The sequence below is a fragment of the Desulfurobacterium indicum genome, from assembly GCF_001968985.1.
GTDB classification, from domain to species: domain Bacteria; phylum Aquificota; class Aquificia; order Desulfurobacteriales; family Desulfurobacteriaceae; genus Desulfurobacterium_A; species Desulfurobacterium_A indicum.
In genome coordinates this window covers 1-26798 of record NZ_MOEN01000009.1, presented here as the reverse complement: position 1 = coordinate 26798, position 26798 = coordinate 1, and the positions used below count along the sequence as shown (strand labels likewise).

The 26798-nt window shown below is 38.9% G+C and carries 26 protein-coding genes; 21 read left to right on the top strand and 5 right to left on the bottom strand.

Annotation, left to right across the window (positions count from 1 at the left end):
• Positions 1-2: 2 nt before the first annotated feature.
• From radA to BLW93_RS03470, 12 genes are all read left to right on the top strand, one after another.
• Positions 3-1379: a DNA repair protein RadA gene (gene radA / locus BLW93_RS03525; RefSeq protein ID WP_076712731.1), complete on the top strand. Its 1377-nt coding sequence runs from the start codon at positions 3-5 to the stop codon at positions 1377-1379.
• Entirely contained in the window at positions 1345-1665 is a 321-nt protein-coding gene (locus tag BLW93_RS03520; protein ID WP_076712730.1) for a hypothetical protein, read from the top strand. Before radA ends, BLW93_RS03520 begins: the two co-directional genes overlap by 35 nt.
• Complete coding sequence (locus BLW93_RS03515) at positions 1656-2501, top strand: V0D/AC39 family V-type ATPase subunit (protein ID WP_076712729.1); 846 nt, start codon at positions 1656-1658, stop codon at positions 2499-2501. Before BLW93_RS03520 ends, BLW93_RS03515 begins: the two co-directional genes overlap by 10 nt.
• Entirely contained in the window at positions 2501-4318 is a 1818-nt protein-coding gene (locus tag BLW93_RS03510; RefSeq protein ID WP_076712728.1) for a V-type ATP synthase subunit I, read from the top strand. Before BLW93_RS03515 ends, BLW93_RS03510 begins: the two co-directional genes overlap by 1 nt.
• Positions 4315-4593 carry an ATP synthase subunit C gene (locus BLW93_RS03505; protein WP_076712727.1) on the top strand — a complete coding sequence of 93 codons (279 nt, stop codon included), beginning with the start codon at positions 4315-4317 and terminating at the stop codon, positions 4591-4593. Before BLW93_RS03510 ends, BLW93_RS03505 begins: the two co-directional genes overlap by 4 nt.
• Complete coding sequence (locus BLW93_RS03500; RefSeq protein WP_076712726.1) at positions 4590-4895, top strand: V-type ATP synthase subunit F; 306 nt, start codon at positions 4590-4592, stop codon at positions 4893-4895. The genes BLW93_RS03505 and BLW93_RS03500 overlap by 4 nt, the downstream gene beginning before the upstream one ends.
• Positions 4870-5424 (top strand): hypothetical protein, encoded by a 555-nt coding sequence (locus tag BLW93_RS03495; protein ID WP_076712725.1) that lies wholly within the window; start codon positions 4870-4872, stop codon positions 5422-5424. Before BLW93_RS03500 ends, BLW93_RS03495 begins: the two co-directional genes overlap by 26 nt.
• A gap of 3 nt (positions 5425-5427) precedes the next feature.
• Positions 5428-7158: a V-type ATP synthase subunit A gene (locus BLW93_RS03490; RefSeq protein ID WP_076712724.1), complete on the top strand. Its 1731-nt coding sequence runs from the start codon at positions 5428-5430 to the stop codon at positions 7156-7158.
• Entirely contained in the window at positions 7155-8504 is a 1350-nt protein-coding gene (locus BLW93_RS03485) for a V-type ATP synthase subunit B (protein WP_076712723.1), read from the top strand. The genes BLW93_RS03490 and BLW93_RS03485 overlap by 4 nt, the downstream gene beginning before the upstream one ends.
• Entirely contained in the window at positions 8501-9118 is a 618-nt protein-coding gene (locus tag BLW93_RS03480) for a V-type ATP synthase subunit D (RefSeq protein ID WP_076712722.1), read from the top strand. Before BLW93_RS03485 ends, BLW93_RS03480 begins: the two co-directional genes overlap by 4 nt.
• Positions 9119-9195: 77 nt before the next feature.
• Positions 9196-10962: a hypothetical protein gene (locus tag BLW93_RS03475; protein WP_076712721.1), complete on the top strand. Its 1767-nt coding sequence runs from the start codon at positions 9196-9198 to the stop codon at positions 10960-10962.
• Positions 10955-11902 (top strand): ABC transporter ATP-binding protein, encoded by a 948-nt coding sequence (locus BLW93_RS03470; RefSeq protein WP_076712720.1) that lies wholly within the window; start codon positions 10955-10957, stop codon positions 11900-11902. The genes BLW93_RS03475 and BLW93_RS03470 overlap by 8 nt, the downstream gene beginning before the upstream one ends.
• 5 nt (positions 11903-11907) lie before the next feature.
• Here the strand turns inward: BLW93_RS03470 and BLW93_RS03465 are convergent, their stop codons facing one another.
• Positions 11908-12498: a purine nucleoside phosphorylase YfiH/LACC1 family protein gene (locus BLW93_RS03465; RefSeq protein WP_245791988.1), complete on the bottom strand. Its 591-nt coding sequence runs from the start codon at positions 12496-12498 to the stop codon at positions 11908-11910.
• On the opposite strand from BLW93_RS03465, the gene BLW93_RS03460 reads away from it, so the two are divergent.
• Together BLW93_RS03460 and BLW93_RS03455 are read left to right on the top strand one after the other, a co-directional pair.
• Positions 12479-12931, top strand: a complete 453-nt coding sequence (locus BLW93_RS03460) for a hypothetical protein (protein ID WP_144443997.1) — start codon at positions 12479-12481, stop codon at positions 12929-12931. The two genes, BLW93_RS03465 and BLW93_RS03460, sit on opposite strands and share 20 nt — an antisense overlap.
• Positions 12918-13295 (top strand): hypothetical protein, encoded by a 378-nt coding sequence (locus BLW93_RS03455; protein WP_076712718.1) that lies wholly within the window; start codon positions 12918-12920, stop codon positions 13293-13295. Before BLW93_RS03460 ends, BLW93_RS03455 begins: the two co-directional genes overlap by 14 nt.
• Here the strand turns inward: BLW93_RS03455 and carB are convergent.
• The 4 genes from carB to BLW93_RS03435 all read right to left on the bottom strand — a co-directional run bounded on the left by carB (position 13292) and on the right by BLW93_RS03435 (position 20197).
• The gene (gene carB, locus BLW93_RS03450) at positions 13292-16510 is read right to left on the bottom strand and encodes a carbamoyl-phosphate synthase large subunit (protein ID WP_076712717.1); all 3219 of its coding nucleotides are present in this window, start codon (positions 16508-16510) and stop codon (positions 13292-13294) included. The genes BLW93_RS03455 and carB overlap by 4 nt on opposite strands.
• 438 nt (positions 16511-16948) lie before the next feature.
• Positions 16949-17173, bottom strand: coding sequence for a DUF2905 domain-containing protein (locus tag BLW93_RS03445; RefSeq protein WP_076712760.1), 225 nt, complete (start codon positions 17171-17173; stop codon positions 16949-16951).
• Positions 17173-19266 (bottom strand): HD family phosphohydrolase, encoded by a 2094-nt coding sequence (locus tag BLW93_RS03440; protein ID WP_076712716.1) that lies wholly within the window; start codon positions 19264-19266, stop codon positions 17173-17175. Before BLW93_RS03440 ends, BLW93_RS03445 begins: the two co-directional genes overlap by 1 nt.
• The gene (locus BLW93_RS03435; protein WP_076712715.1) at positions 19256-20197 is read right to left on the bottom strand and encodes a PhoH family protein; all 942 of its coding nucleotides are present in this window, start codon (positions 20195-20197) and stop codon (positions 19256-19258) included. Before BLW93_RS03435 ends, BLW93_RS03440 begins: the two co-directional genes overlap by 11 nt.
• Before the next feature lie 124 nt (positions 20198-20321).
• Here BLW93_RS03435 and ychF point away from each other — a divergent pair, with 124 nt between their 5' ends.
• From ychF to eno, 7 genes are all read left to right on the top strand, one after another.
• Positions 20322-21425, top strand: coding sequence for a redox-regulated ATPase YchF (ychF, locus tag BLW93_RS03430; RefSeq protein WP_076712714.1), 1104 nt, complete (start codon positions 20322-20324; stop codon positions 21423-21425).
• 11 nt (positions 21426-21436) lie between these two features.
• Positions 21437-22378, top strand: a complete 942-nt coding sequence (gene thiL, locus BLW93_RS03425) for a thiamine-phosphate kinase (protein ID WP_076712713.1) — start codon at positions 21437-21439, stop codon at positions 22376-22378.
• A 1-nt stretch (position 22379) separates the two neighbouring features.
• Positions 22380-23153, top strand: coding sequence for an undecaprenyl-diphosphate phosphatase (locus BLW93_RS03420; RefSeq protein WP_076712712.1), 774 nt, complete (start codon positions 22380-22382; stop codon positions 23151-23153).
• Between the two features lie 77 nt (positions 23154-23230).
• Positions 23231-24394 (top strand): succinyldiaminopimelate transaminase, encoded by a 1164-nt coding sequence (dapC, locus tag BLW93_RS03415; RefSeq protein ID WP_076712711.1) that lies wholly within the window; start codon positions 23231-23233, stop codon positions 24392-24394.
• Positions 24391-24789: an ExbD/TolR family protein gene (locus BLW93_RS03410; protein ID WP_076712710.1), complete on the top strand. Its 399-nt coding sequence runs from the start codon at positions 24391-24393 to the stop codon at positions 24787-24789. Before dapC ends, BLW93_RS03410 begins: the two co-directional genes overlap by 4 nt.
• Positions 24786-25262: a tRNA (adenosine(37)-N6)-threonylcarbamoyltransferase complex ATPase subunit type 1 TsaE gene (tsaE, locus tag BLW93_RS03405; protein WP_078058116.1), complete on the top strand. Its 477-nt coding sequence runs from the start codon at positions 24786-24788 to the stop codon at positions 25260-25262. Before BLW93_RS03410 ends, tsaE begins: the two co-directional genes overlap by 4 nt.
• Positions 25250-26533: a phosphopyruvate hydratase gene (gene eno, locus BLW93_RS03400; protein WP_076712709.1), complete on the top strand. Its 1284-nt coding sequence runs from the start codon at positions 25250-25252 to the stop codon at positions 26531-26533. The genes tsaE and eno overlap by 13 nt, the downstream gene beginning before the upstream one ends.
• Positions 26534-26798: the final 265 nt, after the last annotated feature.

Genomic DNA, 26798 nt, shown 5'->3' with positions numbered 1-26798 from the left:
AGATGGCTAAGAAAAAAACTGTTTACGTTTGTCAATCGTGCGGGTATAAAAGCCCCACCTGGTCGGGAAGGTGTCCTGAATGCGGTGAATGGGGTACTTTTGTAGAAGAAGTAATATCCAAACATAGAAACAAAGTATCGGTTTCATGGATTAATGCTTCTTCTGAAAAACCAACACCTATTACAGAAATATGCGAAATAGAAAAAGAACGATATCTGTCCAGAATTGAGGAGTTTGACAGAGTTGCAGGCGGTGGTATCGTAAAAGGTTCCGTGTCCCTTCTATCCGGTGAACCTGGCATAGGTAAATCCACCTTTTTACTCCAGCTTTCCGAAAAGCTGTCAAATTACGGAAAAGTCTTTTACATTTCTTCCGAAGAATCTCCTCAACAGATATCCATGAGAGCAAGAAGACTTGAAATATCAAGTCCGAACATACTCGTTCTTGCAAATAACAACCTCGAAGAAATAAAAAATTTTATAGAGAAGGAAAAACCGGCGTTTTTAATAATAGATTCTATCCAAACGGTTTATCTTCCACACATTGAATCAGCTGCAGGGTCAGTATCTCAAGTAAGAGAAGGAACAGCCTTTATAACTAACTTATCAAAATCAAAAGGAATAACCACATTCATCGTAGGACATGTTAACAAAGAAGGCTCAATAGCAGGACCAAAGGTTCTCGAACACATTGTTGATGCAGTTTACCAGTTTGAGGGAGACAGAGGTCACAATTTTAGAATTTTAAAAGCGCTAAAAAACCGTTTTGGTTCAACGGGAGAGATAGCAGTTTTTCAAATGGAAGAAAAAGGATTGAAAGAGGTTAAGAATCCCTCCCTCTTTTTCTTATCAGAACGACCTGTCGGAAAACCCGGCTCTACTATCTACTGCGGTATAGAAGGAACAAGACCACTCCTTTTAGAAGTTCAAGCTCTCGTTTCAAGAGCTGTTTTCTCAACCCCTCAGAGAAGGGCAAAAGGAATAGATGCAAACCGACTTTCCATCATCATCGCCGTTCTTGAGAAAGAGTTGGGATATCCATTGAGAAATTTTGACATCTTTGTAAACATAGTCGGCGGTGTAAAAATAAAAGAACCAGCTGTTGACCTACCCGTAGCTCTGGCAATTGCATCAAGTTATCTCGGAAAACCTGTTAAGGAAAATATTGCCGTCTTTGGAGAAATAGGATTGTCCGGAGAGATAAGAAGTGTACGGCTTGAAGAAATGCGAATAAAAGAAATAGAAAAGAACGGATTCCAGGCTCTTTTCCCAGCTTTACAGAAAAAGAATAATAAGCTAAAATTATTAAAAGAGGCAGTTAAAATAGCTATAGAGGAACAACAAGATGGGGAATCTTACAAAAAGCCTCTTGAACCTTGATGAGCAAGCTTCTTCGATAGTTAAATCTGCAGAAGGCTCTGCTTCTCAGATTATCGAAGAAGCCAATAAAAGCTACTCCAGAATTATCAATTCCTACATAGAAAAAGCCGAAAAAGAAAAAGAGAAACTCTCTGAAAAGATCCGTCAGGAAGTTGAAAAATACAGAAGAGAAAAAGAATCTGAACTTGAAAAGATCATATTTGGATTCGAAAAGCTTTCCGAAGAAAACAGGGAAAAGTTTATTGAAAAGATATTTGAGGACCTTAGGGGGAGGATTTGTGGTTAACGAGACCTCTTAAATTTAGCTATACAAACGCCATGTGCCGGACGATAAAGTCAACGTTGCTGGAAAAAAGCACCTTTGAACAGCTAGTAACAGCAACCACAGTCGGTGATATACTCGTCACGATAAAAAGCACTCCCTATGAAAAGTTTATAAAATCCGCTCTGGAAAAATCTATGTCAAAAGGGCTTGACGCTTATTTTCAATACCTCTACAAAAAAGTTACCGACAAACTTTCAAAAAGGGAAAAAGAAGTCTTCTTTCTTTTCTTTATGGGAAGAAAAGAACTCAGAGAAAAGAAAAAGAAACTTAAAAGCAGAAAAGACGCCAGAAAGCTTTTCAGTAAAATGGACAAAGAATACGTAGAATCTCTAAAAAAAGCAATAAACAATCTTGACAGAGAAGACAGGAAAGATTTAAAAACCATTGCAGGAAGTTACTTTGACCTGATAAATATAATGACTGCTGTTCGGCTCAAATTTATCTACAAACTTGACGAAAAAAGCATACTCAACTTTATAATTCCATTTGGGAACGAAATAAATGACAAAAACATAAAAAAGCTACTGGAAGTAGATAAACTTTCAAATATAACCTATGCATTTCCGGAAATTTTTAAAAATCCGGTTAAAGATTTCACCGACTTAAGAAAAGAACTTTACAGATATCATATAAATACCGTAAACAAAGTATGGTTCGGTTATCCTTTTAAGCTTTCAATACCTTTCGCGCTGTTAAGACTAAAAGAAATTGAAATAAAAAATTTAAAAGCATGTATAGAGGGAATCTACTTCGGACTTCCAGAAAAAGAAATTAAAAGAATGTTGGTAGGTGTATAATGATTTTTCCGGAAAAGATGTATAGAGTAACAATCACAATACCAGAAGAATACCTTGACACGGAAATAGAATCTCTGGGAAAAATCGGAGCACTTCACATAGATGACAGAAACAAAAACAGAATCTTTGAAACAGAAATTAACCGTGTAGATACACTGCTTTCTCTTGCGAAAAGCAACCTTGATGCCCTTGGTGTTCAAGAAAAAATAGTAGAAGTCAGGGATATTCAGCTTGAGGAAATTCCAAGAGAAATAGACAAAATAGAGGTCATACTTAATGACATATCCAAAATCATAGATAAGTTATCTTCTGAAGGAAAAAAAGTAGAACAACGAACAAAAGATGTCCTTACAGCAGAAAAAGTAAAAGAAACACTTAGAGAAGACCTGGACATTGAAACTCTTGTCAAAAACCTGTCATTCATAAAATTAAAAGCCGTTCTTGTTCCTTCCGACACGGCAGAATCACTGCTACTAACAGCCAAAAGCTATAAAGCCTTTACTGTTCATGAACCGCTAAGCGAGGGCAGCGTCGCTGTTGCCATACTCTATACGGATGATCTAGAAGATGTTATTCAAAAAGGTATAGAAAAAACAGAAGGAAAGGTCTTAAACAATAATGACTTTCTAACCGAAACAAAAAACAAAGTTTTAGCTACAAGAGAACTATATCTAAAAGAGAAAGAAAAGGCGGTAAACGAATACGGAGAAAAACTGTTAGAAATAATAAGAAAACTAAATATCATGAAAAAAATACTTGAAACTGAAAATCTGGTTAAAAGAACGGCAGAAGGATACATCATCGAAGGATGGGTGCCGGAAGATAAAAAGGATGAAATAGTAAAAGCTTTAAAACATTCCAGAGTGATCTTCAGCGAACCTGAAGATGCCCCTGTGCTCCTTAAAACACCGAGATTACTGAAACCCTTTGAAGAACTTGTAACAGGTTTCGGATACCCTTCATACAAGGAACTTAATCCAACACCTTTTTTCGCCTTTATATTTGTTCTGCTCTTTGGCGTAATGTTCGGTGACGTTGGCCACGGAATAGTCCTTTCCATTGCGGGATACATACTCTCAAAGAAAACAGAAACCTTTAAAAGTTACGGTAAAGTTTTGATATTCTGCGGAATAAGCTCTGCAATTTTTGGTCTTCTCTATGGTTCAGTTTTCGGAGACGAACATCTGATCCATCCTCTACTCTTTAATCCAATGGAAAACATAGACAAACTTATCATATTCAGTATAGCAATAGGCATACTTGTGCTTTCAGTAGGATTTATACTTAACATAATCACACAATACAGAAAAAAAGAATTCGGAGAGATGCTAGCAGGAGAAGGTGGAATTTTGTGGTTTTTAATTTACTGGTTTTTAATAGGTATTGCCATAAAGGCAGTAGTATTTAAAGGAAATGTAAAAACCGAACTAATCATAGTTGCCGTGATGGTTATAATCACCGTAGGATATGAAATTTACAAGAAAAAGCAGGTTTTCGGCTCTTTCCTTGACGGTTTTATGTCACTACTTGAAAATATAACAGGGACTGTATCTTTCGTAAGACTTGGCGCATTTGCCCTTGCACATGCAGCTCTCATGCTTGCAATTTTCACAATTGCAAGAGCTATATCACCAGATGGACATCACGGAGCAGGATACTGGATTACCATGATAATAGGTAACATCATCGTCATTGTCCTTGAAGCTCTCGTAGTTTCAATTCAAACAATGAGACTCGAATACTACGAATTTTTCGGAAAGTTTTTCAAAGGTGGAGGAAAACCCTTCAAGCCATTCAAATTGGAGGAAGAGAAATGAGAAAAACAGCACTAAGAACGCTTCTTTTAGTAATGTTTCCGGCAATCGCTCTGGCCGGTGATGCAATGTGGGCATATCTGTCAGCTGCAATATCCGTAGCCTGCTCAACAATAGCAGCCGGAGCCGCTGTCGGTCTTGTCGGCTCAGCAGCAATGGGAGCAATAGGTGAAAAACCCGAAATTTCGGGAAAAGCAATCGTATTTTTAGGACTTGCTGAAGGTATTGCCATTTACGGACTAATCATAGCCATCTTAATACTGGGAAAAGTAGGATGAGAATCATATTTGTTGGAACGGAAGACGAATGCGTGGGTTTTAAGCTTGCAGGACTTGAAACAGCAACGGCAGAAGATGAAACTGCTTTCAAAAATGTTACTTCTGAAATCCTTTCCGATCCGGAAGTGGCAATTCTGGTAGTATCAGAAAAATTTGCCGACGCTTTCGACAAAGAGTTAAAGAAAAAACTTGGAAAGAAAGCTTTACCGGCAGTAGTATTTGTTCCGTCAATTGATGGAACAACATCTAAACAAAGCTTAAAGGAGTTTTTGGCAAGTGTTCTCGGAGTCAGACTTCAGTAAATTCAAAGATAAGGTTCTTGAAAGGGCAAAAGAGATAGCAAGGGACAGAGTAAATTCTGCGAAAGCCTTTGCTCAGGAAAAATTGATAGAAGCAGAGCGTGAAGGCAGAAGACTATATCAGGAAAAGCTAAAAGCCGCTCAAATAGAACTCGAATCATTCAAGTTCAACGCCATGGCAGAAATAGACGCAAAAATCAGAAAAGCCGTAGAAGACAAAGAAGTCCATGTCAGAGAAGAACTTGTTAAAGAGTTAAGGAAACGGCTGAAAGAACGTTTTCCCATGATGCTGGAATGCTTTATCGTCTGGATAAAGAACAATTTTAACGACGGCACGATAATAGTATCTCCCTCTTTCAAAGAACAGGTTAAAAAGGCAGTCGGCAACAAATATACCATCACAGAAAGCACCGACATAAACGGAGTCATTTTTAAACACGACAGAATGGTAATAGAGTTTTCTCTGGATAGTATTCTTGAAGAATTCAAAGGAGAAATAGATAGAGAAATCGCTTCTATTTTAGAGGGTTAATAAATGGCAAGAATAACTTACATATCAGGACCAATAGTAAAAGCAACCCTTGAAAATGAATCACCGAAACTACTTGAAGTGGCTTACGTCGGCAAAGACAAACTAATAGGTGAAATCGTTTCCGTAGAAAGAGATACTATTACCGTCCAAGTTTACGAAGCCACAGAAGGATTGAAACTCGGAGAACCGGTAATTCTCTCAGGAGAAATGCTTAAAGCAATATTAGGCCCTGGCCTTTTAGGTTCTATATACGACGGAATTGAAAGACCCCTCATGAAACTGGGAGAAAGAATAGAAAAAGGAGCTTCTGTATATCCATTATCTAAAGATAAAAAATGGCACTTTGTCCCTTTACTGAAAAAAGGAGATGAAGTAGAAGAAGGGGATATTTTTGGTTATGTCAAAGAAAGCTCGATTAAACATTTTCTTACAATTCCCAACGGCATAGAAGGAGTTATAGAAGAGATAAAAGAAGAAGGAGACTACACAATAAACGAGGAACTTCTCTGCTTTCATAATGGAAGAAAACTAACTATGATCCAGGAATGGCCGGTAAGATTCGGAAGGAAATACAGAAAAAGATTAAAGCCTGATACACCACTTATTACAGGTCAAAGAATCATTGATTTTCTCTTCCCAATAGCAAAAGGAGGAACGGCTTCCATTCCCGGTGGATTCGGAACTGGAAAAACAATTCTGCAACAGACGCTCGCAAAATGGTGTGATGCAGATATCATCGTTTACATAGGCTGTGGGGAACGCGGGAATGAAATGACAGAGGTTCTTGAAAAATTTCCGGAACTTGAAGATCCGAAAACGGGCAAAAAACTTATCGAAAGAACAATCCTTATAGCAAACACATCAAACATGCCCGTATCGGCAAGAGAAGCTTCTATATATCTCGGTATAACCATAGCCGAATATTTCAGAGACATGGGATACCACGTAGCCTTAATGGCAGATTCCACATCTCGATGGGCCGAAGCCATGAGGGAACTCTCCACGAGGATGGGGGAACTTCCTATAGAAGAAGGATTTCCTGCATACCTTTCATCCCGAATAGCCGGTGTTTATGAAAGAGCGGGCTTTGTAGAAACAATGTCAGGTAAAGTTGGCTCCCTATCAATAATAGGTGCCGTTTCACCGCCGGGAGGAGATTTCTCCGAACCTGTAACAAGACACACAAGACGTTTCACAAGTGTTTTCTGGGCACTTGACAAAGAACTTGCAAATGCAAGATTCTATCCTGCAATCAATTACACCCAAAGTTACAGTGCCTATGGTGAAACTGTAAGAGTCTGGTGGGAAGATATATACAAGGAGTGGTACGAACTCAGAAGCTGGATGATGAAACTCCTCCAGGAAGACGACAAACTTCAGCGAATTGTTAAACTTCTTGGATCCGAAGCACTTCCAGAAGAGCAAAAACTCACGGTTGAAATAGCAAATCTAGTTAAAGAAGTTTTCCTTCAGCAGAACGCATTTGACCCGATAGATGCCTACTGTCCGCCTGAAAAGCAGATAGCACTCGCGAAAGTCTTGAAAAGCCTGTATGACTGGTGGCAGGCCTGCTTAAAAGAAGCAGCAATTCCTATTAAAACGTTGAAGGGACAGAAAATCGTTGAAGAAATTGTAAAGTTAAGATTTTTAAAATCAGTGCCTGAAAACATTGAAGAAAAAATAGAATCCACCTACAAAAATCTCATAAAAATCTACGGTGAGCGGGAAAAATGATAATAGAGTATGAAGGTGCAACAGGTATAAAAGGCTCCCTTTTAGCGTTTGAAACAGTTGAAAATGTCTCCTACGGAGAAAAAGTTTATGTTCGGTGGAAGGATAAAAAACTTCCGGGAAGAGTCGTAGAACTTGGAGAAAAAGTAACACTCATAGAAATTCTCGGAGAAACTGAAGGAATAGAGGTAAATGCCATTCACGTTCGCTTCACCGGCAAACCGTTCAAAATCCCCGTCTCTGAAAGGATGTTAGGAAGGATATTCAACGCTTTCGGAGAACCTGCAGACAAACTTGGAAGTATCGTTTCTTCACGAGAAGAAGACATAAACGGAAAAGCCATAAATCCCGCCTGGAGGAACTTCCCTAATGAGTTCGTTCACACAGGCATATCAGCCATTGATGGACTTAACACACTTGTCAGAGGACAAAAACTCCCCATATTTGCCGTTTCAGGTGTCCCGACCGATAAATTGGTTGCACAGCTCGTTCGTCAGATTAAAATTCCCGGCGACAACAATAAAAATGCCATAGTTTTGGGACTTATAGGTATAAAGTATGAAATAGCAAGTAGTTTGATTGAAAATATAAAGGGAAGCGGTAATTTCTCCCAGACGGCCGTTTTTATGAGTTTGGCAAACGAATCCTGTGTTAATAATGTTCTCGTTCCGAGAGCTGCCCTTACACTTTCGGAGTTTTTAGCTTTTGAGAAGGGATATGATGTTGTAACGATCCTTTACGATATGACCAACTATTGTGATGCTCTGAGAGAAATGTCTTCAAGAAGGGATGAAATTCCCGGAAGAAAAGGATACCCCGGTTACATGTATAGCGATCTTGCAACAATATACGAAAGAGCAGGCCTTATAAAAGGGAGAAAAGGCTCTCTTACCCAAATTCCCGTCCTTACGATGCCTGACGACGACATAACCCATCCAATTCCCGACTTAACGGGATACATAACAGAGGGGCAAATAGTCCTCGACAGAGGGCTATTCAAAAAAGGAATATATCCGCCAATCAACGTTTTACCTTCCCTATCAAGGCTTATGAATCAAGGTATAACCAAACTACAGAGACGCTGGGCAAACCAGATCTATTCCGCTTACGCCCGCTCAAAGCGCGTTGAAATGTTAGCTGCAATCATAGGAGAATCTGAACTCAGCGATACCGACAGAAAATTCCTTGAATTCGGCAGAGCTTTTGAAAAGAAGTTCTTAACACAGTCCGAAACGGAGGACAGAACGCTTGAAGAAACGATAAAGATCGGCTGGCAGCTTCTTTCCATTCTTCCAAAAACCGAGCTCACACGCCTTACGGAAGAAGACATTGCGGAGCACATAAGATGAAATTTATAAAAAGCAAAACTCAACTTCTCGAACTTAAAAAAGACCTGCAGGTTATGGAAGAGGGAAAAGATATACTCCAGCACAAACGGAACGTGCTAATAAAAGAAATCTTAAAACACCTTGATAAAGTGGAAAAAGCCAGACAGGAGCTTAACATCTATGTTCAGAAAGCCTACGCAATGCTAAAAAAAGCCTACATGGAGGAGGGAAAAGACTCAGTAAAAGAAGAGGTCGAAACAACATCTTTACAGGGCACCGTAGAAGCTGTTGAAAAAAGCTTCATTGGTATTCCCGTTCCATCTATAAAATATCAACTAAACTTTGAAAAGTTTCCCATAGATGCCGTTTCCGAATCTATATTTATAGATCTTGCAAGAACCGCATTCATAGACGCAGTCAAAAAAGTTATGGAACTTTCAGAAATGGAGATAAAAGCCTGGCGATTGGCAGAAGAGCTTAAAAAAACAGTTATAAGGGTTAATGCTGTTGAGAAATACTATATCCCCATGTATAAAAAAGCTATCAAAGAGATAGAAACAGCTCTAGAAGAACAGGAGCTCGAATTTCTCTCGACAATAAAAAAACTGAAAGAGAGAAAAATAAGAACATTCTAAGCTTTTCCGTCAAATTCCATTTGCACAATCATCATGTAAAATCCATATTTATATAGCAAGGAATTCCAGGGAGAAACATGAAAGTTAACAGTTGCACTTACAGACCGATATATAAGGTTGAAACACTTTCTCAGACAAACATACTTGATGCTATCGATAATTTCATTTTCAGAACACGCAGACTCAACATAAAATTTAATGCCATCTATCCTGCTGACCCGTGTGCCTTCCCGTTTGCCATGTATATTTCGGGAAAAACCGGAACACCCATAAAGCAAGAAAAGTTTATAAAACCGGAAGAAAAGGTCCTGATGTTATTTTCCATATTTCCCGATCAGATCAAAAAACCTGGAATAAACTTTTTAACTCCGAAATACATAACAGAAAAAATAAAAGTTTTTCGAAAACAATTTCCTAAATCGCCGTCTATACTTATAGCATCGAACAAACATATAAATGATATAGACATTCAACTGATAATTCATAAAAAGCATGAGCGGGTCAACAGCTACAAATTCCTCATAGAAGCCTACAAAAACTTTTATTTTCCCGTTGAAGGAGAATTTCTGCACATAGAAGAAACTTTCTGGAAAATATCAAGACAGGAAATTGGACTTTTTGAAAAGGCAAAGAGAATAAGAGACAACGCAATGAAATTGGGCTATGATGATATCCACACAGATCTTGTTCCTCTCGAAGAAGACGTTGACATTCTATACTGGGAAAAGTTTGAAAAATTAAAACTATCCCAACCTGAAACCAGACAAAAAGAAACTGAAGAAAATTTCAAAATAAAGTATAAAAAACTACTGGACCTTAAAAATAAAGAAGACAGTTCCGTAATCGCTTCAATTCTGGAAACAATTTCACAAACGATAGAACCTCATTTCCCAGTAAGAGTTGCATACACCAATTACGAAATAGTTCACGACAGAAAAGTCCTGATCGTGCCAGTAGCAAGAGAAATTGTTGACGGCGTGGAACTTAAAATAGAAATAAGCCATATAAAAACCAAACCGTCAGAAGAAAAACTTCTAACAGAATTGGTTGAAAATGCCTTTAAAACACTTGTAAAAAATATTCTCAAACATAAAACATTTAGACCTTACGTTGAAATAGTCAAAGAAAAAGACCGTCTCTTCCTTTACATCAACTGGTTCCTTGATAGAGAGGTTTTAAACCTTCTCTCCGAAAGGATAAACAAGAAATGGCTTCTGGCAAGACTCTTTTATCGAAAAAAAGCCGTTTCAAGAAGAAACGAACTCATCAAGAATCTCCAGGATTTCAAATTTTCACTGGAAAATCTTACATATCTTTTCTCTACAATGGAATCGCTATATGCTGAAAGCCCTGTAATGTTTAAAGCCGTTGGAAACAAAACGAAAAAAATTCTTGAAGAAAAAAATCTCTGGTATCTTATAGGTATATACGCTTTAAAATGTTTTGGATATATTAAAATTGACGGCATCGCGGGGAACAAAGAGCTTCTCCAATTCTTACTTAAACTCAAAAACTATGAAAATTTTCACCAATTTTTCGCCATGGAAAACAGGTATATTTTCCCCGTAATAACAGAGAGAAAATACAGATCAAATTGGGAAAGAGTCATCAAAACTGACGAACCTATCGTTTTGACAAGAGAAGTTCTTAACCCGCAAACGCCAGTAACATACACGATAAAAGACAGTCACGGATTTCTCCTCGGAACTGTGCCAAAAGTGGTAGCTCACTACATTGCAGCAAAGGAAGAAACAGGCAAAAAGCCAACCTGTGAAAAATTTTTTCTTGACGAAACCATGTTTTCCGGAAGTTCATACTGGATAGAGGTAAAAATAGATGATTGAACTGGAAAATCTCTCCGTTCTCTATAAAAACAACACAATAGTAAAAGACGTCAACCTGACTGTAAAAAAAGGAGAAAAGGTAGGAATAGTAGGAGAGAGCGGAAGCGGAAAATCAATAACGGCACTTTCCATAGTGAAACTTTTGCCTGAAAGCTTTGAAATTCAAGGAACTGTGAAGGTTAACGATAAAAACATATACCTTTTAAGTGAAAAGGAACTTAACAAAGAGATAAGATGGAAAACCGTTTCTGTAATATTTCAGGACCCTTCATCTTCCCTGAATCCCCTTTTGAAAGTCGGTGATCAAATAGCAGAAGCCATAACTTACCATAGAGAAACCACGGGAAATATGAAAAAAACAGTAATTTCCCTGCTTAAAAAAGCTGCCATACCTGATGCAGAAATAAAATATGAAAGTTATCCCCACCAGCTTTCGGGAGGACTGAAGCAGAGAGTAATAATAGCCATGGCTATTGCATGCAATCCTGATTTTATAATAGCCGATGAACCAACGACAGCCCTCGATAAAAAAACAGAAAAGGAAATTATTTCTCTGCTTAACTCACTGGTCAACGAAAAAAACACCGGACTACTGTTCATATCACACGATTTTGATGTAATATCCAAAACAACGGACAGAGTTTACGTCATGTATGCAGGATACGTCATGGAATCAGGAAAAACAGGTGATGTTCTGAAAAATCCCTATCACCCCTACACGAAAGGACTGATAGCCTGCATTCCAAAAGTTGAAGGAAAAGGTAAAAGAAAACTCCCAGTTCTTCCCGGTAATGTTCCCGATATAAAATCAAGACCTTCAGGCTGCCCGTTTCACCCAAGATGCAAGAGAGCCAAGGAGATCTGCAAGAAGGAAATCCCCGAAATAGAAAAAATAAACGGCAGAGAAGTTCGCTGTTTTTTCCCGGTTATAAACTCATAAAAGCCTTATGGCGGACAATATTCTTTTTCCGTTTTCTCTTTTCTGTAAGAGTAAAAGCTATCGTTGTTACAAACGGTGCAGAGATTTAAATCCTCTATGAGGCTTACCCCTGCAGACTTTGCCTGAATGACATTTGCCTTTTTTAGATCAAATAGATATTTTTTACTTCCATAAGGTCTGAAAAGCCGGTCTCTCAAGTGAGGATTGAAAAGCCTGTAAACGTCCTCACCAACTTCGTAACACTTCCCGCAGATCCCGGGACCAATTACGATTTTCTGAACATTGGTAAATGTTTGAATGTATTTTAAAGTCTTAAACGTAATGCCTTTTAATGTTCCACGCCATCCGGCATGAATAGCCGCAACCATTCCCCTTGCCACAACGAGAATAGGAAGACAGTCAGCACTTAAAACGCCAACCCATACCTTTTTGTTGTCTGTAACAATTGCATCTCCCTTTCTTCCAGAATATCGCTTCCCGGCAAAAATTACTGTGCTGCTGTGGATCTGAACTGGCCTTATAACTGGAAATCTTTTTATCTCTTCTATTTCCCTTCCGTCTATCGGTTTTTCCGATATGAAAATCTCATACTTCATCACACCCCTGCTTGAAGGTTTGGTTTATAATTCTATCATTATGAAAGTTCAGCTTAAAATTAAACACGAAATAGAGATGACGCCTGTCTATGCGAAAAACCACGACGAGCTGTTTGAAGAGTTTGTCAAATTAACGGAAAGAGAAATCTCAAGCCTTGACATGAAAAAACTATCCAACCGCGTTTTCAGAAATGTATTCAGAAAAAAGAAAAAAGAACTCCTGAAAACCAGAAAAAATATAAAAAAAGCCGCAAATACCTTGAGAGAGAAAAAAATACTCTACGACATGTTTCACCACATATTCAGAAACTACCGCTGGGCTTGCGAGTCTGGAAGCGAAAGGGAAATAGAAATAAAAGTCTGGATAGCGTCTTCCATTGATAAAATTGAGATGATACTTAAAGTACTGGAGAAGAACATTGAAAGAGATTGAAAATATATGGCCGTTTCAGGAACTGTTCGTTGATCCAGAACTTGCCTTGAAAACAGAAAAAGTTAAAGCCACCGTTAACCTGAAAACGGCAGTCAGCATCAAAAAAATGGAAAACCTAACAGCGGTAATAGTTGAAATTTTCGGTTCCATAACAGAAGGAAAATGTCAGATTGCAAATATCCGGTTTGTTAACGTGACAATGGTGGAAAACCCAGTCAAAAATCGCGAAAAACTAAGAGAAAAATTCCTCAAAAAACGAGTGAAAGAATTACTTTCTTTTCTTCCAGATTATCTATCAAGAGCCGGTATAAGCATCGAAAAATATATTGAAAATGGGAACCTTACGGTTCCCGACAGAAATTAAAATTGATGATATTCTTGCAAAGGTTTAACATCAAAGCTCTTCTCTCTTACAGACTTGATGGCCATAACAACCGCTTCAGCACCTCTTATCGTTGTGTAGTAAGGGATCCCATAGTTAACGGCAAGTCTTCTTATGCTCATTGCGTCTCTCTTTGACTTTGAACCAGTCGGAGTGTTGATGATAAGGGCTATTTCGTTGTTTTTTATCATATCTGCAATGTTTGGCCTTCTTCCTTCTTGAATCTTGTAAACTATGGAAACAGGAAGCCCCTGCTCCTTTAAGAACCTGTAAGTTCCTTCGGTGGAGACAATCTCAAAACCGATGTTTATAAGCTCTCTAACAATATTCATGACCTTCGGTTTATCCTTATCCTTCACACTTACAAAAACCTTTCCTTTTGAAGGATCTATCGGAAGCCTTGAACCGGCTGCGAGCTGCGCTTTGTAAAACGCTATACCAATGTCTTCATCAATACCCATAACTTCACCGGTAGATTTCATCTCCGGCGACAGGACAGGATCAACCTTTGTGAATCTATTAAATGGGAAAACGGCCTCTTTTACGGAGTAATAAGAGGGTTCAACTTCCTTGACACCAAGCTCGTCAAGCGTTTTACCGAGGGCAACTTTTGTCGCTATCTTTGCAAGCGGAATACCGGTAGCCTTGCTAACAAACGGAACAGTTCTTGAAGCTCTAGGGTTAACTTCAATGATGTATATCTCACCATCCTTGACGGCAAACTGAATGTTTATCAAACCTTTAACTTTTAACTCAACCGCTATCTTCCTCGTTATCTCTTTCATCTTCTCAACAATCTGTTTCGTAACAGAAAAGGTCGGAAGAACACATGCACTGTCACCGGAATGAATACCGGCTTCCTCTATATGCTCCATTACACCGCCGATAACAACCCTTTCACCGTCACAAACCGCATCAACGTCAAACTCTACGGCATCCTCTAAAAACTTGTCTATAAGAACAGGCTTATCTTCTGAAACCTCAACGGCCTCATTCATGTAGTTTCTGAGTTCTTCCATGCTGTCAACAATTCTCATAGCCCTTCCGCCAAGCACATAGGAAGGTCTCATGAGAACCGGAAATCCTATCTCTTTGGCCACTCTCTCTGCCTCTTCAAGGGAGTGAGCAATACCGGAAGGAGGCTGCTTCAGTCCGAGACGATTTAAAAGCTCTCTGAATCTTTCTCTGTCTTCGGCTATGTCAATACTATCCGAGCTTGTTCCTAAAATCTTCACCCCTTCCCTTTCAAAAGGAACAGAAAGTTTAAGCGGTGTCTGTCCGCCAAATTGAACGATGACACCTTCGTGTCCCTCCTTTCTTATTATGTTTAGAGCATCTTCAAGTGTTAACGGCTCAAAGAAGAGCTTATCCGACGTGTCGTAATCTGTTGAAACTGTTTCGGGGTTACAGTTTACCATGTGGGCTTCGTAACCAAGTTCTCTTAATGCCCAGACAGAGTGAACGCAGCAATAGTCAAACTCCACCCCTTGACCTATACGGTTAGGACCTGAACCAAAAACGGCTACTTTCTTTTTATCGGAAGGCTTTGCCTCACACTCAACGCCATCATATGTTGAGTAGTAGTAAGGTGTGTAAGCCTCAAACTCACCTGCACAAGTATCAACACTTTTGTAAAGAACGGGAACAATCTTTTCTCTCTTTTCTCTTACAGCTTTCTGAGAAACGTTCCAGATTTTTGAAAGATATATATCTGAAAATCCCCACTTTTTGGCAAGTTTAAAAAGCTCTTCCGGAACGTCATCCAGCGTATAATTGCCAAGCTCTTTTTCAAGATCAACAAGCTGTTTTATATTGTGCAGAAACCATCTATCTATTTTTGAAAGTTCATATATCTCATCTATGGACATCCCCCTTCTAAATCCTTCTGCTATATACCATATTCTATCGGGAGTCGGGACGGCAATTTTTGATTCAAGCTCAGAACGGGAAACCTTATCCATATCTTTAAGGAGAAGACCGTATCTTCCATTTTCGAGGGAGCGAATAGCTTTCATGAGTGCTTCTTTAAACGTTCTACCGATAGCCATAACCTCACCAACCGACTTCATGGTGGTGGTTAAGACAGCATCGGCTTCCGGAAATTTCTCAAATGCCCATCTCGGGAACTTAACAACACAGTAATCAATTGCTGGTTCAAAAGATGCAGGTGTCTTTTTTGTAATATCATTCGGAAGCTCGTCAAGTGTATAGCCGACTGCAAGCTTTGCCGCAATTTTGGCAATAGGAAATCCTGTGGCCTTTGATGCAAGAGCCGAAGAACGGGAAACTCTCGGGTTCATCTCAATAACAATTACCCTTCCGTTTTCAGGATTCACCGCAAACTGAACGTTAGAACCACCGGTTTCAACGCCGATTTCTCTAATTATTTTGATAGCGCTGTCCCTTAAAATCTGATACTCTTTATCCGTAAGTGTCTGGGCAGGTGCAACGGTTATAGAATCACCGGTGTGAACCCCCATAGGATCAAGGTTCTCAATGGAACAGATAATAACAACATTATCGTTCAGGTCTCTCATAACTTCAAGTTCGTATTCTTTCCATCCTAAAACAGACTCTTCTATGAGGACTTCTGTAATAGGGCTTGCATCAAGTCCCTTTCTCACAATTTCTTTAAACTCTTCAACGTTGTATGCGACACCGCCGCCTTCTCCGCCGAGTGTAAAGGAAGGTCTTATAATCGCTGGAAGGCCGACCTTTTCAAGTATTTCCATTGCTTCTTCCATTGAACGGGCAAAACCGCTTTTTGGAACATCTAATCCTATTTTCAGCATTGCAGCTTTAAAAAGCTCTCTGTCTTCAGCCTTCTTGATGGCTTCCACATTCGCACCGATAAGTTCAACACCATGCTTTTCAAGGACGCCGGATTCATAAAGCTCCACGGCAAGGTTGAGGGCCGTCTGTCCGCCGACTGTAGGAAGCAGGGCGTCGGGTTTTTCTTTTCTGATTATCTTCTCAACAGCCTCAACGGTAAGTGGTTCAATGTAGGTTCTATCGGAAATGTCAGGATCGGTCATAATCGTTGCAGGATTTGAATTAACGAGAACAACTTCGTATCCTTCCTCTTTCAAAGCCTTACAGGCCTGAGTTCCAGAATAGTCAAACTCAGCAGCCTGTCCTATCACAATGGGACCAGAACCGATTATCATGATTTTTTTAAGATCCGTTCGTTTTGGCAAGGCAACCTCCGACATAGGGTGGATTTAATAGGAAATTTTACAACAATTTGGGGCTGTTTTGTTAAATGGAGGGAATTTTAGAACAAAATATTATAAGGGATTTAGATTTTTATTGATAATTTAGAACGGCAACTAACTTCAGTTTTAGAAGATATAAATAAACTTATTAAATCCTAACTGGAAGACACCACAACTGGAAGACACCACACCACTACCTTTTGGTTCATTCCCATTCATCTGGATTATCCTTTTCCTCTATATAGGAGCAATTCTGGTGTTGCAACGTTTCAAAAGGGCAAACTGTTGAAATGCACCTGACATAGATAGAGAAAAGACTATCTGAAATTGAAAACTTTTTTAGGAAGAAAAATGAAAAAAACAATTGTTGTCCCTGACAGAACCGAATGCATAGAGCCTGGAAGATGACGGGTAAATAGTTTAGTGTCTTGAAAACAGGTATAGAAGTAGGGAAAAAATGATACTCAGCAAGATGCTTGTAGTTATAGGAAAGTAAAATACAAAATTATCTCTCTTTATGTAAATATCGCCGGGGAACCTTCCGATTGGAAAACCTCCCGGTGCCTTTGAAACCAATATCAGTAAAACACCTGCTAATGCAAGAAAAAGTCCCATTACTATCAAAGATTTTCCGAATTCTTCCATCATTTTTTTGCACCCTCTTCTGGCTTTACATCTTCCGGATATTCCACTCTGTTATGATAAACACCTGATAAAACTTTTTTGAACACCTTTTCTATCAGGTTAATCTCTTTAAGGCTTAAACCACATTGATTTAACTGTCCATCCTCTATATCTTCCATTATCAATTTGTGAATCAAACTGTCAATGTCAACATCTTTTTTATCCTTAACCGACTTCACAGCGGCTTCTATAGTGTCAGCAAGCATAACAATACCGGCTTCTTTAAATTGAGGCTTTGGTCCCGGATATCTAAACTGTTTCTCATCAACATCAGGATTTTGCTCTTTCGCTTTTGCATAAAAGTATTTCATTAACTTCGTTCCGTGATGCTGACGAATTATGTCTATAATAGGCTCAGGCAGAACATACTTTCTTCCCAATTCAACACCGTATTCAACATGAGACCTCAGTATGGCAGCACTTTTTTCAGGAGGAATTGTATCATGCATGTTTATTCCGTTCTGCTGATTCTCAACAAAAGCCTGAGGATTTTTAAGCTTGCCTATATCGTGAAACAGACCTCCCGCCTTTGCAAGAAGAGAGTTTGCTCCAATAGTTTCTGCAGCAGCCTCAGCAAGAGTGCTTACCATGACTGAATGGCTGTATGTTCCTGGCGCTTTCAAAACAAGCTTTCTGAGTAACGGATGATTCAAATTTATCAATTCCATATAAACCATGTCGGTAGTGAATTTAAAGAGAGAACCAAACAGAGGAAGAAGCCCGATAACAATAATTGAAGCTATCCCCGAACCAATAATTGCAAACATAGGATAAAAAATAAATTCCTTTTTAAAATGGAATCCGTTGTAATAAAGAAGTAGCAGAATTTCGGAAACGGCAATACCGGCACCGGCAAAGAGGCTACTTTTGTATATAACGTTTCTGTCTTTATAGGTCCTCGAATCAAAACAGGAAAATACGGAACCTATAATTGTCGGAATTATGAAAAACGAAGGCTTTGAAAGGAGAAATGACGGTAGTATGGAAACGGGAATCGCATGTATTGCTGCAACTTTTTTTGTTAAAAACATTGATATAAAAATTGTCGATGTAATAACAGGAATAAAAATCAGATCTTCTCTTAGAGGAAGATTCATAGCCTCAACAACAAGTTTCGCGAAAAAGGTAAAAATTCTTATAAGAAAAACGTCAAGTGTTATTAGAAGAAAAGAAAATGTTATATTTTTTGTGACTTTTGCAGCAGATGGACTAACAAGAAAATAGAGCTTATAAATAAGATAAAACATAAGCATTGAGAGAAGGAAGACAGAAACATACTTATTAACTGTCTTGCTTTTTGCCTTCAAACTTTTAATTGCATTTATTTTCTGTATATCTTCTTTCGTAAGTTTTGTTCCTTTCTTTACTATAAGCTCACCTTTCTTTATTTCGTAAAGAACAGGCTTAACCTTCTCCTTTATCTGCTTCTGTTCTTTTAGCGTCTCTTCGCGACTATAGTATATATTCGGCTTTATTAACGGTTCTACAAACTTATAAATCTCCGTTCCCTTCTTCTTACCGTAAAAATTCAAAAGTTCTGAGCGGATCCTTTTTTTTACCTTCGAAACGGTATAAAACGTGGAAACCTCTTTCACCGTGACAGTAGAGGTAAGCGGATTTTTCACCTCAACAGCTTTACCTTTAAAATTAAGTGCTGTTTTGTCATCAATAACACCGCTGGAATAGTATCTCTCCAGTAAATCTACGATAAATCCCGGTTTTATTTCCTCCTTAGTTCCGTTAGTCGAAAAGTGTTTTTCCACAGAATTCTGAATATCCACAAAAACCTGAGGATTTACCTGAAAAACCGGCTTCAGATTTTGAAGAGCCTTTTCAACTTTAAGCCTGGTAGCTTCCTTATCCTCAATTATCAGGTTTGCAGGCGAACGAATATCAACAGGAGATATATCTCCCACCTTTAATTCAGGAATATGACTAAACCCGATAGGAAGCATTAAAAACGTAATAAATATTGAGCAAACAACTGCAAGGATAGGTAAACTTACTCTCTCAACAATCTTTTCAATATAACCTTTTAAATTTTTACTCTTCATTTTCCTCATAAGCCCTTATAATTTCCTGAACCAATCTGTGTCTTACAACATCATCTCTTTTAAATTCTACTATTTCTATTCCGTCAATATTTTTCAAGATTCTCGTAGCTTCAACAAGACCTGAATCTCTCTTTTTAGGAAGGTCTATCTGCGTAATATCACCGGTTATAACAACCTTTGAGTTAAAACCAAGTCTCGTTAAGAACATTTTCATCTGTTCTCTCGTTGTATTCTGAGCCTCATCAAGAATTATAAAAGCATCGTTAAGCGTTCTTCCTCTCATGTAAGCAAGGGGGGCTATTTCAATAATGTTTCTCTCTATCAAAAGATTAACCTTATCCGGTTCTATCATCTCAAAAAGAGCATCATAGAGAGGCTTCAAGTAAGGATCTATCTTTTCCTGTAACGTTCCCGGCAAAAATCCAAGCTTTTCCCCAGCTTCGACTGCAGGCCGTGTAAGTATAAGTCTGTTAACCTGTCCACTTTTAAAAGCCGCAACAGCAGCAGCAACGGCAAGGTAAGTTTTACCGGTCCCGGCAGGACCAACACCGAAAATAATCGTATTCTTCCTTATTGCATTGATATATCTTTTCTGTGTCGGTGTTTTAGCAACGATTTTCTTTCCTCTGTAAGTAGTGACTATGGCTTCATCCTTTACCACAACGCTATCTGAATTTCTCTGAAGCTGGTTTATATACATCTGAATGTCACTACCGGAAAGAGAATAACCAGAATGGAAAAGCTCTTCCATGTCTTTAAAGAAACGTTCTGCTTTAACTTCACTATCTCTGGTCCCTTTAACAATTATCTCCGTTCCACGGGAACCTATATCAAGGTCCAAAATTTTTGCAATTTTTTTAAGATTTTCTTCACCGTGTCCGACAAGGGTATAAAATTCTTCTGGTGTTAATTCAAGCGAAATTCTTATCAAGTTCTACAGTACCTCCTTGGATAGTCTATCCGCTAAAAAATTAGGAACTATATTTCCATTTGCAATAATATCACTTTCCGGGTATCTTTTAAGCTTGCAATTTGTTTAACCATGGAGGACAGAAATGGGCTTTAACTGCGGAATAGTAGGACTTCCTAATGTTGGAAAATCAACTCTTTTTAATGCATTAACAAACTCCGCAAAAGCGGCAGCAGCCAATTTTCCCTTTTGCACCATAGAACCAAATGTAGGTATAGTTGAAGTTCCCGATGAAAGGCTTCAAAAAATAGCCGAAATTGTCAAACCCAAAAGAATCGTCCCGACAACAATAGAATTTGTCGATATAGCAGGACTTGTGAAAGGGGCAAGCAAAGGGGAGGGCCTTGGAAACCAATTTTTAGGAAATATTAGGAGCGTTGATGCCATAGCTCACGTTGTAAGATGTTTTGAAGATCCGAACGTTGTTCACGTCGACGGTAGCGTTAATCCAGTAAGAGATATTGAAACGATAAACATGGAACTGATATTTAAAGACCTTGAAACCGTTGAAAAAAGACTCCAAAAGGTAGCAAAACAGGCAAAATCAGGTGACAAGGCTGCAAGGAAAGAAGCAGAAATACTGGAAAATCTGAAAGAGATACTGGAAAGAGGCGAAAGAATCCATCCGTATTTTGAAGAAGCAAGTGAAGATTTCAAAAAGCTCGTAAAAGAGCTTGGACTTTTAACTGCAAAACCTGTCCTTTACATAGCAAATGTTGACGAGGAAGGTCTCCTTGAAGATAACGAATTCGTAAAGCAGGTAAAAGAGCTGGCAGAAAAAGAAAAAGCTCCGGTTGTTAAAATATGCGCAAAGATAGAATCTGAACTTTCCGAACTTGAACCTGAAGAAAAAGAAGAATTCTTAAAAGAATTAGGATTAAAAGAACCGGGACTTAACAGCGTCATAAGGGAAGGCTACAGACTACTTGATCTTATAACGTTCTTTACCGCAGGAGAACAGGAAGTAAGAGCCTGGACTATTAAAAAAGGAACTAAAGCTCCGCAGGCTGCTGGGAAAATCCACTCAGATATAGAAAGGGGATTTATCCGTGCAGAAGTTGTAAGTTACGAGGATCTCATAAGAGAAGGCTCCATGCAAAAATGTAAAGAGAAAGGCCTCATTAGGCTTGAAGGAAAAGATTACGAAGTAAAAGACGGCGACATCATCTACTTCCGATTCAACGTTTAAAAGGAGAGAACTTGAAAGAGTTTGAAGTGATAGAAACGCTCTCTAAGTTTTTTATAAATCCCCCGGGGAACATAGGAATAGGTGACGATACCGCTGCAATAAAAATCGGGCATGAATACTATCTCATCACGGTTGATACGTTAGCAGAAGACACTCATTACAGAAAAAAGTGGAGAGAGGTCTTCCCGAATCTTTACAGAAGTATCGGCTGGAAACTGCTCGCTGTTTCTGTCAGCGATATAGCTTCAATGGGAGGAATACCTCACGTTGCCGTAACATCATTTACCCTTAAAAAAGGTTTTGAAGAAAAGGAAATAACTGAACTTGCTAAAGGGATGTCAGCTGCGTGCAGGCATTTTAATGTGCTTCTGGTGGGCGGCGATACGATAAGAGGAAACTGTGAAGTGTTTTCACTGACACTAACAGGAAAGACTGAAGAAATAATGACACGTAACTCTGCAAAACCCGGCGATTACATTGCTGTTACAGGTACTTGCGGCGATGCAGCCGCAGGTTTAAAGATACTTGAATCCGAGAAAATAGACACCCTGGAAAAGCGAAAACTGGTAGAAAAGTTTCTCTATCCTTATCCATCAATTGAAACAGGAGAAAAGTTAAAACTTGCGGGCGTGAAATGCTGTATGGATAATAGCGACGGCCTACTGTTTACCTGTTACGAAATAGGAAAACAAAGCAAAGTAGCGGTAAACCTTGAATCTGAAAAAATCCCCGTTTCCAAAGAAGTTAAAAAACTTTTCGGTGACAATGCCCTTAAACTTGCCCTTTCAGGAGGCGAGGATTTTAATCTTGTCTTTACATTTCCAAAATCATTAAAAGCTCTATTTGAAAAGGAGAAAAATATCTTTATAATTGGCAGAATCACGGAAGGTAGCGGAACATACATAGACGGAAAACCTGCAACCATTTCCTCGTTTGACCACTTTGGGGGCTGAAATGACAGTTATTGACTCGATAATACTCGGCATAATAGAAGGAATAACAGAGTTTCTTCCCATATCTTCAACAGGACACATGATAATAGCTTCCACATTTATGGGACTGAAACAGGATGCCTTCCAGCAAACCTTTGAAGTTGTAATCCAGCTTGGAGCAATACTGGCCGTTGTTCTTATCTACTTTGAAAAGCTCAAAGGTAATTTCACCCTCTGGAAAAAACTCATAACTGCATTTATCCCGACAGGTATTTTAGGACTTCTTCTTCACAAAATAATAGAAGAAAAACTGTTCAATCCCGTTGTAGTAAGTATTTCCCTTATCGTATGGGGTATTATCTTTATCGTCATTGAACTTCTTTATAAAGCGAAGGAACACACAATTCACAAACCGGAAGACATCAGCTATTCCAAATCTATTCTTATGGGACTCTTCCAGTCGTTAGCAATGGTTCCAGGAACATCCCGCTCAGGAGCAACAATAAGCGGCGGCCTTATACTCGGAATGGACAGAGTAACAGCAACAGAATTCTCATTCCTGCTGGCAATACCTACAATGGGAGCAGCAACGGGACTTGAGCTTTTTAAAAACTACCAGACACTCTCGTTTAACAATCTCACGACACTTATAATAGGTTTCGTTACCGCATTCATCTTCGCCTACATATCAGTAAAATGGCTATTAAAATTTATAAAAACCCACACATTTATACCATTTGGCATCTATCGTATTATTTTAGGCTTAGTTGTGCTTGCTTTGCTATTTAAAAAATAGTTGTTTTAACTTTCCAACTAATTTAAAATGTTAAGGCTAAAACTGAAAGTAAATCAGATGAGTATGGCAGGTGCAGAATGAACAAAATTTTAAAAGCGATGAAACCATATCCCATGGATGAACTTATAAAAGCAAAAGAAAACTTAAAGAAACAGGGTAAAAAGATATATGACTTCGGAACAGGCGATCCGAAAGAGCCAACCGCACCATTCATAAGGGAAGCCGTTAAAAACGCTATACCGGAAGTGTCTCAATATCCCACTGTTAAAGGCAGGAAGGACCTGCGGGAAGCCGTAAGTAGCTGGTTTGACAAACGTTTCGGAGTGAAACTTAACCCGGAAACAGAAATAATTCCCTCAGCAGGTTCAAAGGAGGCGATATTTCATTTCCCTCTTGTCTTTATTGAAGAAGAATCCTATAAAAAAAGAGTTATCTACGGAACCCCGGCATATCCGGTTTATGAACGAGGAACACTATTTGCAGGAGGAATTCCAAATCCGGTAACACTTAAATTCGAAAACAACTTTCTGCTAAGATTGGACAAAATATCCCCTTCTATACTCGAAGAAACCAGAATAGTCTGGATCAATTATCCTCACAATCCTACAGGTGCCGTGGCGCCAAAAAGTTACCTTGAAGACATATATGAAATATGCAAAGAATACGACATAATTCTATGTTCGGATGAATGCTACACAGAAATCTATTTTGAGGAGAAACCGCTATCGGCACTCCAAATTGGCAGAGAAAATGTTGTGGTCTTTCATTCACTATCAAAAAGAAGCGGAATGACAGGATATAGAAGTGGTTTTGTCGCAGGCGACGAAAAAATAATCAAAGAGTATCTTCGGTTTCGCTCATCTTTCGGAGTAGGCTCCCCGGAATTTGTTCAAATTGGAGCTAGAGAAGCGTGGAAGGATGAAAAGCACGTCCGTGAAAGAAGGGAAACTTTCAGAAAGAAAAAAGAAATTTTCGAAGAGTTTTTTAAAAACGAAGGCTTTAAATTTTTAGATGTTAAAGCAACCTTTTACTTCTGGGTGAAAGTTCCTGAAGGTATTTCATCAAAAGATTATGCTCTTCATCTGTTAAAATACGGCATAGTGGTTTCTCCGGGAGAGTTTTTCGGTAAAGGAGGAGAAGGCTTTTTCAGAATAGCCCTTGTCCCTTCAGTAGAAGAGTGTAAAGAAGCGGTAAAAGTATGGAAAGAAGCCCATAAAACTCTTATCAGGAGTAAAAATTGAACCTGAGAAGTAGCAAAAGAAAACCAATCGCGCAGATCATACTATCACCAATCCTGGACCTTACTCTTATGCTGGTTATCTTTCTTGCCGTAAGTACAGAATTTATGTCCGGCGGAGAAGTTAAAATACACGTTCCTAAAGGCGGAGCACCTATAAGCTACAAAGAAAACAAAATAGTAAATAAGATAATGGTGGACAAGTGGGGGAAAATATTTTACAAAGGCAAAACATACACAGACATAAATCAGGTTATCCCTCTTTTGAATAAAAACGCACGGGTATATATAAGAGCAGATAGAGAAACACCTTATATGTATGTATTCCGAATAATAGACGGACTTCGAAAGGCAAACTTCACAACCATCTCTCTTGTCGGTGAGAGGACAGAACGTTGACGATAAAAATCTTTTCACCTTCCACAGAACATACCTACCATTTAGGTAAAATCATAGGAAAAGTCGTTCCTGAAGGAACCGTTATTCTGCTTTCCGGAGATCTCGGTTGCGGGAAAACATGCATAACCCGGGGCATCGCCGAAGGTCTCGGCATTACACCGGAAGAAGTTTCAAGCCCCTCGTTCACAATAGTTCAGGAATATGGTGATAAACTGATACATGTTGATCTTTACAGATTATCTTCGGCAGAGGATCTAGAACCCATAGGCATAGAAGAATACCTGTTTGACAAAAGAGTAAAGGTAATAGAATGGCCTGAAATTGCAGAAAATTTGATAGACGAATGTCCTTTTGAAAAACTGAAAATAGAGTGCCAGTACGAAAAGAATGGTAGAATTTTCAAAATCCGGGGAAGCGAAAAAATATTGAAAAAGATAGAAAACCTGTGCGGAGGAGAGAGATGTCCAGAATAGTTGATGTAAGAGCAAGGGAAATCCTTGATTCAAGAGGAAATCCAACTGTTGAAGTAGAAGTTACTCTTGAAACGGGAGTTGTCGGAAGAGCAGCCGTTCCAAGCGGAGCATCAACAGGAGAAAGAGAAGCTCTGGAGCTCAGAGATAAAGATCCAAAAAGATACCTTGGAAAAGGCGTTTTAAAAGCAGTCAACAATGTAAACCAGGAAATAGCCCCTGCACTTATAGGACTTGAATCAACAGATCAAACAAACATTGACAGACTCATGATTGAACTTGATGGAACCGAAAATAAAAGCAGATTCGGAGCCAATGCAATACTTGGCGTTTCAATGGCTGTATGTAGAGCATCAGCCCTTGAACTTGATCTGCCTCTGTTCAAGTATATAGGTGGCGTTAACGCAAAAGAACTACCTGTTCCTATGATGAACATCCTTAACGGCGGCGTTCATGCCGACAACAACGTTGATATTCAGGAATTTATGATTATGCCCGTAGGCGGAGAAACATTCGCAGAATCTCTAAGAATGGGCGTTGAAATTTATCACACACTCAAAAAAGTTCTAAAAGAGATGGGACACTCAACCAATGTAGGTGATGAGGGCGGCTTTGCACCAAACCTTTCTTCTAACGAAGAAGCCATTCAAGTAATAATAAAAGCCATAGAGGATGCAGGATATGTTCCTGGAGAAGATGTAATGCTCGCACTTGATGCCGCATCTTCAGAATTTTACAAAGGTGAAGGCATATATGAACTTGCAGGTGAGGGGAAAACACTTAAAAGAGAAGAGCTTATTGACTTTTATAGAAATCTGGTTGATAAATATCCAATAATCAGCATAGAAGACGGTATGGCTGAAAATGACTATGAAGGCTGGAAACTATTAACTGCGGCTCTGGGAAACAGAGTCCAGCTTGTCGGTGATGACGTATTCGTAACAAACACCGAACTGCTCGCTCTCGGAATAAAAGATGGATTTGCAAATTCCATTTTGATAAAGCTCAATCAGATAGGAACGGTAACTGAAACACTGGACGCCATTGAAATGGCAAAAAGGGCAAATTATACAACAGTTATCTCTCACCGCTCCGGCGAAACAGAAGATCCATTTATAGCAGATCTTGCAGTTGCCGTTAATTCCGGCCAGATAAAAACAGGCGCACCAGCCAGAAGTGAGAGAAACGCTAAATACAACCAGCTTTTAAGAATAGAAGAAATTTTAAACGGCAATGCCGTATATAAAGGAATGGACGTTTTCTATAACCTTTAATCACCGGCCGGGCTTTCTGCCCGGCATCTCCCATTTCCAACCATAAGCTTTACCCATCAAAAAAATTTCAACCGCCCTTATTTTTAAATTAAGATTCTTGCATGCACAATTAATTTTACTATAATTTTTATTAGAATAACTTTATATTCAGGAGGATAGTATGAAAAAATTTCTTACACTCAGTCTGAGGTTGTGTCAATAATTTTGTGTAAACCATTAGGAGTACCTCCTGGAGAACATATCCTGAAGTTCTTCCTTAGCCTCA

What these genes read in the sequence shown, in the direction of transcription:
- BLW93_RS03480 (WP_076712722.1), top strand. Translation starts at nt 8,501, where the DNA reads ATGAAATTTATAAAAAGCAAAACTCAACTTCTCGAACTTAAAAAAGAC.
- BLW93_RS03485 (WP_076712723.1), top strand. Translation starts at nt 7,155, where the DNA reads ATGATAATAGAGTATGAAGGTGCAACAGGTATAAAAGGCTCCCTTTTA.
- BLW93_RS03445 (WP_076712760.1), bottom strand. Translation starts at nt 17,173, where the DNA reads ATGGAAGAATTCGGAAAATCTTTGATAGTAATGGGACTTTTTCTTGCA.
- BLW93_RS03475 (WP_076712721.1), top strand. Translation starts at nt 9,196, where the DNA reads ATGAAAGTTAACAGTTGCACTTACAGACCGATATATAAGGTTGAAACA.
- BLW93_RS03440 (WP_076712716.1), bottom strand. Translation starts at nt 19,266, where the DNA reads ATGAAGAGTAAAAATTTAAAAGGTTATATTGAAAAGATTGTTGAGAGA.
- BLW93_RS03420 (WP_076712712.1), top strand. Translation starts at nt 22,380, where the DNA reads ATGACAGTTATTGACTCGATAATACTCGGCATAATAGAAGGAATAACA.
- radA (WP_076712731.1), top strand. Translation starts at nt 3, where the DNA reads ATGGCTAAGAAAAAAACTGTTTACGTTTGTCAATCGTGCGGGTATAAA.
- BLW93_RS03465 (WP_245791988.1), bottom strand. Translation starts at nt 12,498, where the DNA reads ATGAAGTATGAGATTTTCATATCGGAAAAACCGATAGACGGAAGGGAA.
- BLW93_RS03470 (WP_076712720.1), top strand. Translation starts at nt 10,955, where the DNA reads ATGATTGAACTGGAAAATCTCTCCGTTCTCTATAAAAACAACACAATA.
- BLW93_RS03490 (WP_076712724.1), top strand. Translation starts at nt 5,428, where the DNA reads ATGGCAAGAATAACTTACATATCAGGACCAATAGTAAAAGCAACCCTT.
- BLW93_RS03510 (WP_076712728.1), top strand. Translation starts at nt 2,501, where the DNA reads ATGATTTTTCCGGAAAAGATGTATAGAGTAACAATCACAATACCAGAA.
- dapC (WP_076712711.1), top strand. Translation starts at nt 23,231, where the DNA reads ATGAACAAAATTTTAAAAGCGATGAAACCATATCCCATGGATGAACTT.
- ychF (WP_076712714.1), top strand. Translation starts at nt 20,322, where the DNA reads ATGGGCTTTAACTGCGGAATAGTAGGACTTCCTAATGTTGGAAAATCA.
- eno (WP_076712709.1), top strand. Translation starts at nt 25,250, where the DNA reads ATGTCCAGAATAGTTGATGTAAGAGCAAGGGAAATCCTTGATTCAAGA.
- BLW93_RS03460 (WP_144443997.1), top strand. Translation starts at nt 12,479, where the DNA reads ATGAAAATCTCATACTTCATCACACCCCTGCTTGAAGGTTTGGTTTAT.
- BLW93_RS03505 (WP_076712727.1), top strand. Translation starts at nt 4,315, where the DNA reads ATGAGAAAAACAGCACTAAGAACGCTTCTTTTAGTAATGTTTCCGGCA.
- BLW93_RS03520 (WP_076712730.1), top strand. Translation starts at nt 1,345, where the DNA reads ATGGGGAATCTTACAAAAAGCCTCTTGAACCTTGATGAGCAAGCTTCT.
- BLW93_RS03500 (WP_076712726.1), top strand. Translation starts at nt 4,590, where the DNA reads ATGAGAATCATATTTGTTGGAACGGAAGACGAATGCGTGGGTTTTAAG.